The 12,204-nt window shown below is 34.5% G+C and carries 11 protein-coding genes; 2 read left to right on the top strand and 9 right to left on the bottom strand.

Going from position 1 to position 12,204, the window contains the following annotated elements; translation table 11 throughout:
• Positions 1-172: 172 nt before the first annotated feature.
• The 5 genes from QRE67_RS08255 to QRE67_RS08235 all read right to left on the bottom strand — a co-directional run bounded on the left by QRE67_RS08255 (position 173) and on the right by QRE67_RS08235 (position 4,766).
• Entirely contained in the window at positions 173-961 is a 789-nt protein-coding gene (locus tag QRE67_RS08255) for an ABC transporter permease subunit (RefSeq protein WP_286124409.1), read from the bottom strand.
• Between the two features lie 2 nt (positions 962-963).
• The gene (locus tag QRE67_RS08250) at positions 964-1,863 is read right to left on the bottom strand and encodes an ABC transporter ATP-binding protein (protein ID WP_286124408.1); all 900 of its coding nucleotides are present in this window, start codon (positions 1,861-1,863) and stop codon (positions 964-966) included.
• A complete protein-coding gene (locus tag QRE67_RS08245; RefSeq protein ID WP_286124407.1) occupies positions 1,860-2,090 on the bottom strand; it encodes a PLDc N-terminal domain-containing protein in 231 nt (76 codons plus the stop codon). Before QRE67_RS08245 ends, QRE67_RS08250 begins: the two co-directional genes overlap by 4 nt.
• 380 nt (positions 2,091-2,470) lie before the next feature.
• Positions 2,471-3,880 carry an MATE family efflux transporter gene (locus tag QRE67_RS08240; protein ID WP_286124406.1) on the bottom strand — a complete coding sequence of 470 codons (1,410 nt, stop codon included), beginning with the start codon at positions 3,878-3,880 and terminating at the stop codon, positions 2,471-2,473.
• Between the two features lie 121 nt (positions 3,881-4,001).
• The gene (locus QRE67_RS08235) at positions 4,002-4,766 is read right to left on the bottom strand and encodes a DUF2087 domain-containing protein (RefSeq protein WP_286124405.1); all 765 of its coding nucleotides are present in this window, start codon (positions 4,764-4,766) and stop codon (positions 4,002-4,004) included.
• Positions 4,767-5,093: 327 nt separating this feature from the next.
• Here QRE67_RS08235 and QRE67_RS08230 point away from each other — a divergent pair, with 327 nt between their 5' ends.
• The gene (locus tag QRE67_RS08230) at positions 5,094-5,843 is read left to right on the top strand and encodes an alpha/beta fold hydrolase (RefSeq protein WP_286124404.1); all 750 of its coding nucleotides are present in this window, start codon (positions 5,094-5,096) and stop codon (positions 5,841-5,843) included.
• A 447-nt stretch (positions 5,844-6,290) separates the two neighbouring features.
• On the top strand, positions 6,291-6,551 hold the full coding sequence (locus QRE67_RS08225) for an aspartyl-phosphate phosphatase Spo0E family protein (RefSeq protein WP_483298669.1): 261 nt from the start codon (positions 6,291-6,293) through the stop codon (positions 6,549-6,551).
• A 304-nt stretch (positions 6,552-6,855) separates the two neighbouring features.
• On the opposite strand, the gene fumC is transcribed toward QRE67_RS08225, so the two are convergent.
• The 4 genes from fumC to QRE67_RS08205 form a co-directional block, all read right to left on the bottom strand.
• Positions 6,856-8,244, bottom strand: a complete 1,389-nt coding sequence (gene fumC / locus QRE67_RS08220) for a class II fumarate hydratase (protein ID WP_286124403.1) — start codon at positions 8,242-8,244, stop codon at positions 6,856-6,858.
• A gap of 276 nt (positions 8,245-8,520) precedes the next feature.
• Positions 8,521-9,924, bottom strand: coding sequence for a Na+/H+ antiporter NhaC (gene nhaC / locus QRE67_RS08215; RefSeq protein ID WP_286124402.1), 1,404 nt, complete (start codon positions 9,922-9,924; stop codon positions 8,521-8,523).
• A gap of 315 nt (positions 9,925-10,239) precedes the next feature.
• The gene (locus tag QRE67_RS08210; RefSeq protein ID WP_286125216.1) at positions 10,240-11,109 is read right to left on the bottom strand and encodes a TIGR03943 family putative permease subunit; all 870 of its coding nucleotides are present in this window, start codon (positions 11,107-11,109) and stop codon (positions 10,240-10,242) included.
• Positions 11,110-11,121: 12 nt separating this feature from the next.
• The gene (locus tag QRE67_RS08205) at positions 11,122-12,099 is read right to left on the bottom strand and encodes a permease (protein WP_286124401.1); all 978 of its coding nucleotides are present in this window, start codon (positions 12,097-12,099) and stop codon (positions 11,122-11,124) included.
• Positions 12,100-12,204: the final 105 nt, after the last annotated feature.

The following is a 12,204-nucleotide window of genomic DNA, read 5'->3' as shown; positions in this document are numbered from 1 at the left end:
CATAGATTAATACAAAGTTCTTTCATTGAACAGAGATCTATTTAGATTTCTCTCTTTGTTTTCACTTAGCATGGGGCAGGAAAAGGATCTGACCGCTTCTATGCATGGCCGGATGCTCTCTCCCACCTAAAAAAAGGGGTTTATGTCGGTTTTTTAATTTGTATTTATATACTTATTCATTAGTGAATTTTTTATTAGCAATCCAAAACTTCGTAACTAAGATTGTTAGTACAATACATACAAGTGTCATACATACATTCCAAATTGCATTTGTATTAACTGTTCCTATAGTTAATACCTCCATAGCATTTTTACTCATACTGGCTGGGTTTATAAAATCTATAATAGGACTTAAGCCAACCACTATTCTACATCCAAGTAGGAATACAATTGATATTAATGCAATAACTCCAGCAGTATTAAAAACTGTACTTATCATCGTAGTGAATGATACCATAAATAGAACCCATAACAGATAAAATAGTAAAGCTATTATCATGTCTACAAAATTAACATTTGTAAATAACATATTAATATACAGGTATGAACTAAAGTAGCCTAACGTTACACTGCAAGCAATAAATATATAATTTGAAATAATTTTTCCACTAATATAGGATACGACAGTTACCGGTCTTGTAAGAATAAAAGCCAACATACCATTTGCTTTATCGCCCTGTATTACCCCCATCATAGATATCGCAATAATCATAATCCCTAATTGATCAAATTGAGACCCTACTGTACTTGCAAGTATTTCTCCACCTTTTTGAGCTGCCATACTAGGATCAATTGTAATACCTTGTCCCCCACCTAGAGCTTTTAATATTGTTGGTAAATAATAACTAACAACTGGTTGCGTTATTCCTAAAAATATAAATACCATAGGTAGCCAAAAAACTTTAAATTCGCGTATCATTTGAACAAATTCTTTTTTGGTTAATACAGTAAAATTATTCATTTTCACACCACCAATTTCAAGAATATTTCTTCTAATGTATCATTATTTATTTCAAATTTTACAAGATCAACATCATGTTCCAGAGCACTTCTTAGCAACATTTTCTTGTTTAACTCTATATTTTCAACTTCTATTCTCACTTTATTTCCTATTACTTCTACCCCTTTTACATAATTTGTTTTTTTCAAAAACTCAATCCATTCTTGTTTTTTAGCTGTCACTTCAAAATTAATTTTATTTTTGCTATTTCGATTTAATAAATCTGCAATAGTTGTATCTTCAATTTTCTCTCCATTTTTTATAATTACAAATCTTTCGCATATCTCTTCTGCATCGCTTAATATGTGTGTTGATAATAAAATAGTCGTTTCTTTCTTAATTTCTTCTATTAGATTAAGTACTTCTCTTCGACCAATCGGGTCTAATGCTGATACCGGTTCATCCATTACAATCAAAGATGGTTTATGTAACAATGCTTGTGCAATTCCAAGTCTCTGTTTCATTCCACCTGAAAAAGTCCCAACTTTTGAATTCTCTTCACCACTTAACCCTACTCTCGACAATATTTTTGGAACCTCTGTTGTTAATACCTCTTTCTTTAGTCCTGATAGTTGCCCCATAAAAGTAAGAGTTTCTTTTGCAGTCATCCAGTGAAAAAAGTTAGGGTATTGCGGTAAGTAACCTATTTCTTTTTTCATTTCCGAAATTTTATTGCCATCAAGCAATATTTCTCCCATACTCGGGTCAATAATATCTGAAATCACTTTTATTAGTGTCGATTTACCTGCTCCATTAGGACCAATCAACCCTACACATTCTCCCGATTGTATTTCCATTGAAAAATTATTTACAGCTGTTTTTTCTTTAAATTTTTTCGTAACATTTTTAATTTCTAATTTCATATTCTTTCACTATCCTTTCTACCCATAACAAAGTACAAAATGGGACCAATTGTGTTTATAAAAATAATGATAAGACTCCACATCAAAACATTTTTTCTTGTTTCTCTATTTCTATATAAATCAATTAATGCTATTAAAATCAAAATTATTCCTATAGCCAGTACTGGTAAAATAATTGGTAAGAAAGACATAATATCAATTTCTTTTAAATCGTAATGCGTTTTCATATCCATCACTCCCCTAAATAAATTATCAATAATAATTATATTGTCATTATTGATAATAATAACATAATAATTTAAACTTCACACCCATCTTTTTCTAAACGATATGTTCTATTTCATTATGAAAACGATTATCTAATATTGGTAAAGATAAAGTGAAACTTTAATCAGTGTGGGTATTACTGCCCGTTAATGCGGGATAAATTCAATAGCAAAAGATAGCTTTCATTTTAAAATCAACTGAAAAAGTTCTTCTGTTTTTCCCCATAAAAAAATCCCCTCTATAATAAACAGTACAGTAACTTTCTTTCAACTGTCTACTATAGGGGGATAATACCACAATACCGAGGCCATCTACTGTTTGGTTAAACACTTTTTACTTATTAACTAATAAGGCGCGTAATACGCTTCTTCTTCCACGAAAATCGATAGTACCCATATTGTAAAATTAAACTCACAATAAATGCAGCTGGATACCCAATCCATATTCCTTTTATGCCAAGGCTAGTATGATACGAAAGGAAATATGCAATAGGTACTTCCACAAGCCAGATGGATACGATACCGAAAATAGTCGGCCACAGTACTGTTCCACTTGCACGCATTGTCGCACCAATAATTTGCGCATGACCGAAAATTAAATAACTCCATAGTGTAATCATGATCAGGCTATGTGCAATATCAATGGTACTCTGACTCGTTAGGAACAAAGCTAAAATTTGTTGTGAGAATACATAAATAAGAGTAATTAATACGCCTCCGATTATATAGTTCAATACGATTCCTGCTCGAATGACTTTCTGTAATCGATCGAATTGATTTGCTCCAATAGACTGTGCAGCAAATATAGACACAGCAATTCCAAGACTCACCGCTGGCATCTGTACATAACTTGCCACTTGATTGACTACCCCATATGCTGCTGTCGCATCCGATCCGAAGCGATTCACAAACGCAATAACCGCAATTTCAGATAATGAGACTAGTATCATATTAATACTCGCCGGAATACCAAGACGTAACAATAATTTTAACAGGTCCCAATCCATGCGAAGATATTTTCGAACCGTTACATCAAATTGCAGTGGATGCTTCGTTTTTCCTAAATAAATGAGCATACTAATAAATGTTACGATTGTTGATATGACCGATGCGTATGCTGCTCCGTAAACACCAAGTTGCGGAAGACCTAGCCAACCAAAAATAAGAACAGGTAATAATGCCATATTCAGTGCTGTACTAACAATTAAAAAGTAAAATGGTGTTTTCGAATCTCCTGTACCACGCATAAACGTCGTATACGCAAAATATAAGAATAAGATTGGCATAGAGATAAATAATATTCGCGCATAGTGAACACTCATGTCAATAATGTTTTCTGGTGTACCCATAAGACGCATAATATCCATAGCAAATATACTTCCGACTACCGCTAAAATCGCCCCAAGAACAAACGTAAATGTCAACGTTGTACCAACGATTGCTTTTAAGCGTTCTTCATTACGAGCCCCAAAAGCCTGACCAATTAAAATGGAGCTACCAGAACCAATACCAATTACAAATGAAACAAGTAGAAAAAACAATGGAAAGAAAGCCGAAATGGCAGCTAAAGCATTAATGCCAAGCCAACGCCCCACCACTACCATACCAAATAGTTGTCCAACTGATTGTAGTATATTGCTCAAAAGCAAAGGAATTAGAAACATGGACATAGAACGCCATATCGGTTTACTCTCCTTTTCCTGATTCTGTGATTCTACACCTTCTTGATTGTTATCTGTAGGTGGTTTCAAATTTCATTTCTCCTTTCATTGAGATGTTGTGCGATTATATCCGCACTCTCCAAATGGCTCAAGCTTCCCCAACCATTTCTCTTCTAATTTTTTCAATTCTTCCTTCGCATTAAGTTTCACTTTATAATTTAACCCAGTACTTACTTCCATCAGGTGTTCTGTCTAGAAAACCATATTCAATCAAGTATCTTCTTAACGTGACGTAATCATGATACACACGCTCTAAAATTTCATTAATCTCTTTTTCTGTATATTTTTGACTGCTATCAAAGTTTTTCATTAAGTGCTTCAAGATTACTAATTTCCGCTTTTGTTTTTTCGGAAAACTAGAAAGTGGACCATCTAATCCTTCTGTAAAATACGAATGTAAAATTTCTTCACTCTCCGCTTCCGTAACATCATATCTTTGATCAACCATCGTAGCTGTACGATGCACAGGAAGAAATTTAGATTGATTCGTCGCTTTTTCCTCCGACAACTCCATAAGAGCTAAAAATACTTTTGCCTGCTTCATCTTCTCTCTTAATGTAAAGCGATGATTTCGAATCGTTGATGTGCTTCCACCATCCATTTCTTTCACAATTTCTTTATCATTTAAGCCCATATGAAAGAACTGCACCATTTTCTTTTGCAAATCTGTTAAACCTGTCAATTTCTTATCAAGACCTAATAAATATTCAAACATAGAAGTATGTTCATTTACGATATGCAGCTGTGTAAACTTCTCCGCTTCATAAAAAACATTCTCCTCTTGATAAATAACACCCTTCACAAACTTTTCTCCACATGCTAAACAAATGTATTCTTCCGTATCCTTTTCAAATACATATCCTTTTTTCAGCTCCTCAACTGAGGCGTTCCAAAACCACTCTGAAATATCACTCATACTAAACAATCCTCCAAAAAGTTTATTTTAAATACAAACAAATCCCGATATCGTTTATTTCTACTCCATCATCTTATCATAACCATAATAAACATTTCAATAATTTGTTTACCTATTTTTCAAACGAATTTAAAAATGTCTACCATAAATGATTCTCTCTTATAAACATCAAATCTATATGTATCAAATAAAATAAAGACAATGTACTTGATACTTTTCATATCTAATCTGATTAAATTGATTAATCGTAATAATATATTGTCAAATAGCTATTTTACGTTTATTGTTAAAACAACAATAAATAAGGAAAAACTTGGGGGTCATATTATGAATGAAATTACTAAAACGAAAGTAAGTCAAAAATTAGATATAGGTGGAACTAAACTCTATTATGAACATTTTGGTGAAAACAATGAAAATCCAACTTTTGTTTTTGATTCTGGATATGGATGGACATTAAATAATTGGGAACCCATCAAAGGTGAAGTTTCAAAGCTCACAAAAATGTTTATTTATGACAGAGCAGGTATCGGTGAAAGTGAAAATGATAAAAAACCTCGCCATAGTCAACAAGCTGTTGAAAATCTTCGCACGTTACTTCAGAAAGCAAATGTAAAGCCTCCTTACGTGTTAGTTGGTCATTCATTTGGAGGATTAAATGTTAGACTATATGCCAGTACATATCCAGAAGAGATAGCAGGAGTAATCCTTTTAGATTCATGTCATGAAGATCAAAATAAAATAATGGCTCCTTTATTTTCGAAAGAAGTTCGAGAAGCGTACTTCAGTCAATTTGTTGCTGAAGGTTCTCTTAGTGAGATTGAAGAAAGCCTAGAACAAGCTCGGGTTGCCAAATCACTTGGCAATATCCCGCTTATTGTGATGACAGGTGGTTTACAACCTCATCACACGCCAGAATCTATGTCTGCTTGGATATCATTCCACAAAAATCTTGCTAAATTATCTACAAACAGTAAGCACATAATTGTTGAAGATGCTGGACATGCAATTCACATGGATCGTCCACAAACTGTAATAAATGCAATTAAAGACATGTTAGTAATGATTAAAGCTTAAAGACCATGTTTACTACCGCTAAGCGAAGTTAGCATAACTTCACTTAGCGGTAGCAGACGAAAAGCTCGTTTCTTCTTTCATAAGAGGATAGCATCAGGATTTTGCGCTTTTACAACGTTAAAGGCAAGAAGTCCTGTATATCAATGTTTCTTAGTCCGTCCCAATAGAGTAACCATATTGATACAAGATTGAAATCTTGAGAATTAAGGCTTCAAAACGTCCCATATACCTTGTCTCAAACATCTTAACGTTGTAAAAAACAGCAGGTTTTTATTGTGACATCGGCTTATTGTTGTAAATCTGTATTTTCCTGATGCTACCACATCGCTATCAAGCCAATATTTTGAGGTGAATATGCTAAAAATAAGATCGAGGCTTTCGATCTTATTTTTTCTTAAATTGTCACAAAAATGTTCTATTTCATTTAATCAGACTATTCCACTATATATGAAAATAATCTATAATTTTTTAAGTAATATTATGAGATGGAGGAGTTTATGCATAGATATGGAGATGAGGAAGCTACACAACATAATAGAAGAGAAAAAAAAGGAATTAATCCAACTCGTTACAAGTTACGGTTTAGATCATGAAAAAGTCATTGATTTTAGCCAAGATCTAGATTGTTTAATTTATCGTATGATGGAACAAAAAAAGAATCCTTTTATAGTAAGGATTCTTAAACAGGAAAGTACAAATATATCATAACTATATAAATTACTTATCATTATAATTTATATAGTTATGATATAAATATCTATAAAATAATATATTAAATTAAATATATAAACGAGTTTAAATCTGTAATAAACCCCCTAGATAGTACCTCGATTCGTGAAACATTCACCAGAATCAGCAACATTGTCATCACCTTACTTTTATTACCAATATTTTATCATAAATTAATTTATGCTCTTCATTTTTCATATGAGATTCTTTACCTTAATTCCGTTATTAGCTAAAAAAGACAGGATCCTCATTTGAGAATCCTGTCTTTTTTAAACTATTAAGCTTATTCCTTCGGAGCAATCATTTTCTGCGGATCAACAATTTCATCGAATTGTTCTTCTGTTAATAATCCGGATTGCAACACTGCTTCTTTTAACGTTAAACCTTCTTTATGTGCATGCTTCGCAATTTTCGCCGCATTTTCATAACCGACATGCGGATTTAAAGCTGTAACAAGCATTAATGAACGATTTACGTTTTGGTTAATCACTTCTTCATTCGCTTCAATACCAACTGCACATTTATCGTTAAATGAAGCTGTCGCATCCGCTAATAAACGAGCTGATTGTAAGAAGTTATAGGCAATCACTGGTTTAAATACGTTTAGTTCAAAATTACCTTGGCTCGCTGCAAATCCAATTGTTGCATCATTCCCCATTACTTGCGCTGCAACCATCGTTAATGCTTCACTTTGCGTTGGGTTTACTTTACCTGGCATAATCGAACTTCCTGGTTCATTTGCAGGAATAATAATTTCACCAAGTCCGCTACGTGGACCACTTGCAAGCCAGCGTACATCATTAGCAATCTTCATTAAATCAGCAGCTAACGCTTTTAAAGCACCATGTGTAAATACAACTTCATCGTGACTTGTTAACGCATGAAACTTGTTTGGTGCCGATACAAATTGTTTTCCTGTAAACTTGCTAATTTCTTCTGCAACCATATCGCCGAATTTCGGGTGGGCATTAATCCCTGTTCCAACGGCAGTACCACCAATTGCGAGTTCTTTCATGTATGTATTGCTTTCTGCAATCATCCGCTCTGTTTTTTCAAGCATACGATGCCAACCACTAATTTCTTGTCCTAATGTTAATGGCGTTGCATCTTGCAGGTGCGTACGACCAATTTTAATAATATGTTGAAAATCAATTACTTTTTGTTGTAATGTTTCTTTTAATTTTATGATTGCAGGTAGCACTTGATTTTCTACCGCAACAACGCAAGCAACATGAAGCGCTGTTGGGAATGTATCATTTGAACTTTGTGACATATTTACATCATCATTTGGATGAATATGTACATCAAGCCCTTTTTCTTTTAAAATTTGATTCCCGCGGTTTGCGATTACTTCATTCACATTCATGTTAGATTGCGTGCCACTACCTGTTTGCCAAACAACTAACGGAAAATGTTCATTCCATTTTCCTGCTAAAATTTCGTCAACCGCTTCAACAATTGCAGTTGCTTTTTCTTCTGATAGCTTTCCTAATTTCTGATTACTAATCGCGGCGCTTTTCTTTAAAATCGCAAATGCTTGCACAATTTCAATCGGCATATGCTCGGTACCAATCGGAAAGTTTTCTTTACTACGCTGCGTTTGTGCTGCCCATAATTTATCAGCTGGAACTTTCATTTCTCCTAATGTATCTCTTTCAATTCTGTACTCCATTTTTTCATCCCCTTGAAAATAAAATACCTACGTTCCTATTTTAACAGACTTCCGTTCGAATGATAAGGATTCTCACTCGCATAGAGAAAATTCATTGAAAAACGTAAACTCCCTCTATATCCTCTTGACACTTTTAGTTCAATTCTTTTCAGATGGGATAGGTGATAAAAACCAGCCACACACTCCAATCGCAAGTAATACGACATAAAAAATATATATGTACTTATAGTAAAAGAGGCCACCCTTTGCTTTTCGCAAAAGATGACCTCTTTGTTATTATGATACTTGCTTCCCTTTTTCAGCATCATCCACATACCAAATGAATTTGCCTGTATATCCATAAATAATTGCTAATGCTAATGATACAAAGCTCATCCACATAAATGGAATGTATGATAATGTTGCGACACCTAAAATACCAGCCATGAAAATACCGTTATCAGACCATGGAACCATACCTGAAGTTAAAGTTCCACCTACTTCTGAGTTACGAGCTAATACACGGCGGTCAAGTTTTAGTTTATCATAGCTCTCTTGCATAATTTTTGGCGTTAAAATAAGTGATACATACATCGCACAGCCAAATACGTTTGCTAGAAAGGCAACGATTAATGTAGATAGTGTTACATTTCCCGCAGAATTTAATTTCTTCTCGAATTTTGAAACGATTACTTTTAGTACACCTAACTTTTCAAGCAATCCTCCAAAACCAAGTCCGAAAATAATAACTGCCACTGAACCAAGCATGCCATTAATGCCGCCTCGGTTTAACAGTTTATCAACGAAATCAACACCAGATTGAATAGAGAATCCATTATATGCTGTTCCAATCGCATCACCGAAATTCATACCTTGGAACAATGCTGCCCAAATCGCGCCAAGTAATGCCCCCATTGCAATCGTTGGCATAGATGGACGCTTCATTGCTAACAGTACAAGAACAACGAGAGCTGGAACTAACATCCAGATTTTGATATCAAAATGTTTTAATAAGGATTCTTTTAAAAACTCAACCTTACCTAAATCAACATTTTTCCCGCCATACATCCAGCCTGCAACTGTAAACATAAGTCCTGTAATAATGTATGCTGGCACATCTAACACAAGCATGGCACGAACGTGTGCAATCACATCTACTTTCGCCATAGAAGCAGCAAGTACTGTACTATCAGAAAGTGGTGATAACTTGTCTCCAAAATATGCGCCTGAAAGAACTGCCCCAGCAACTAATGGAAGCGGTAAGCCAAGACCTTCACCGATTGCCATCATAGCAATACCAGCTGTCCCAACTGTTCCCCAAGATGTACCTGTTGCAAGAGAAGTAATTGAACAAATAATTAATGTTGCTAGTAAGAAAATGCTCGGATGAATAAATTCTAATCCGTAGTAGATTAACGTCGGTACAACACCGCCTGCAATCCACGTTCCAATTAGCGCTCCAACCGCAACTAAAATAAGAATAGCCTCTAATCCGTTAGAAATCCCTTTCGTAATGGCATCTTGCAATTCTTGATAACCAAAACCTAATCGTAAGCCAAGACCAATCACTAAAAACCATGAAATAAATAACGCTAATTGAATTGGCAGATTAAAAATCGTTTGAAAGGAAAAGACGACGGCAAGAAACAATAATAAAAGAATGATGATTTCTGGAATCGATGGTAATCTTACACTTTTCATTTGCTTCTCTCCTTACAAGTCGATAACATGATGTGCATCGTCTTACATGTATATTTTATACAATATGCCAAGACAGACTATAATTTTCATATTATTTCGATTTGTTTTTTTAGTATAATAAATATACAACCTTTTCTATTGTAAAAGTAGAGCGAGCATTTCGCAATGAAAACTCTTAAAAAAAGTTGTATTTTTATTTATACTTCTCTAAAAATAAAAGCACAAACTCTCTCTATTTCCTGAGTTTATGCTTTTATTTCTCTATCAGCTTATACAAAACCCCTTAAAAAGTTAACCCTCATCTCATACCACCGCTCATTGCTGAGGCAACACATCATACACATACGGCTCTTTCGGCTTTTCAATTTTTTCTAGTTTGCTAACTTTCACAAGTGGAAATAATGTCCCTTTATATATCGTTTCATCTAATATACCGGTTACTTTCACCCATGTTTCTTCCGGCAACGTTTTTATTTCTTCGCCTGAAACGATCATCCCCCATACAGAAGCATCTGCCACGCAGCACGTAATCCCATAACGAGCCACTACTTTTTCATCACCTTTCACTTCTTTATCGTTAAAAATAAAACCGGTAAATGTAATTTGTTTCCCTTTAAATCCAAGTACATCTTGACCGATTAGATTCATCGTTGGAATGTAATTTTTATCATCCACTTGAATCGACTTTTGCTTTGTTATGTTTTTCTCTAATTCCTCCAGTGACTGTTGTGAAGTAGGAAGATTCGCAATTGGTTCTTCTTCTTGATCCACTAATAACGCTCTCCAGTCGGAGCTTGCTGGCTGTTGCTTTGCTTGCGCACTTTGGTTCATACCACGTTTTGCTGCTAGATTCCCATCAATCGTCACATTTGAAAATAAAAATGCACTCACAATGGGAATCAAAAAAATTGCATATAACATACAAGCTCCTATTTTTGATTTTGGTAATGTATGATCTTGACAGCAATGACAAGCCTTTTGCTCTTCTTCTCCGCTACCCCATACTTGTAAGCATCCAAGAACAAGTGAACTGATAAACGCAAAATACATAAATTTTATCATTTTTGGTGCAATAAAGTGCTCCATATTTCCTGTCACGAGAAGCTTAAACAGGAGCATCGCAAAACCAAGTAAAATAATGCCTCGAATATACGTATGAAACTCTTTCTTATTTTTTATTTTCACCATTTCTTCCCCCTACCCCATCGTAAGTTGAACAATTATATACACAGCTGTTGTCACAATTCCGATAAAGAACAACACAAATCTCTTTTGAAAATAAGCAAATAACATCAATGTATTTTTCAAATCTAACATCGGCCCAAATACAAGGAAGGCGACAAGTGCTTTTGCTGAAAATATATGACCAAACGATGCGGCAATAAAAGCATCTGCTTCTGAACAAAGCGATAAGACATAGCCAAAAACCATCATGACCAATGGTGAAAAAACACCGCTGCTTGCAACTTCTGCAAGCACATTCCGATCTAAAAATGTTTGAAATAAGCTTGCTAAAAAAGCGCCAATCAATAAATACTTTCCTGTATCAAAAAATTCATTAACCCCATGACTTGTAACATCCCTCCAACTTTTGTTCTTCTCGTCATGAGAGATTACTTTGTCATCCTTTAATACATTTTTCCCGCGGTATACGTAATACACAATAAGTCCAATTAATAAGGCAACGAGCAATGCAATCCCGAAACGAGCATATAAAATGGTCGTATTTGTTCGAAACGCATAATACGTTGATAAGAAAACAATCGGATTTAAGATCGGAGCACTTACTAAAATGACCATCCCAACATGAAGAGGTAAGCCTTTTTGAATGAGTCTTCTCACTACAGGAATAATGACGCACTCACACATAGGGAAAATTACACCCACAAATGCCGCTGGAATGATGGCGATTATTGCTGACCGTGGCAAGACCTTTTGAATCATTTCCTCCGTTACAAATACTTGAATGATAGAAGAGATTAATACCCCAAGTAATATAAATGGCACAGCTTCAAAAAAGATACTTAAAAAAATCGTATTTACATTAAGCCACTCTTTCGGAATACCTTTTTGCAGAGCTGATAGATTTGTAAAGTCAACAAAAAACAGTAAAAAAAGAAATAGGGCAATAAGAAACATTCCAATTAACTCTTTTGAAACTCTAGTAAAAATCAACTTCCTCGCCTCCGTTTTGTTCATAGTTAAAAATATGCTTGTCCTCTTTATCTATGACACTTTCCAAACATTTTTCTATACGCTATTCCCACTCTAAAATTATAA

This window comes from Bacillus sp. DX3.1 (genome assembly GCF_030292155.1).
GTDB lineage: Bacteria > Bacillota > Bacilli > Bacillales > Bacillaceae_G > Bacillus_A.
The sequence above is the reverse complement of the archived record's forward strand: the minus strand, read 5'-3'. Positions and strand labels throughout refer to the sequence as shown.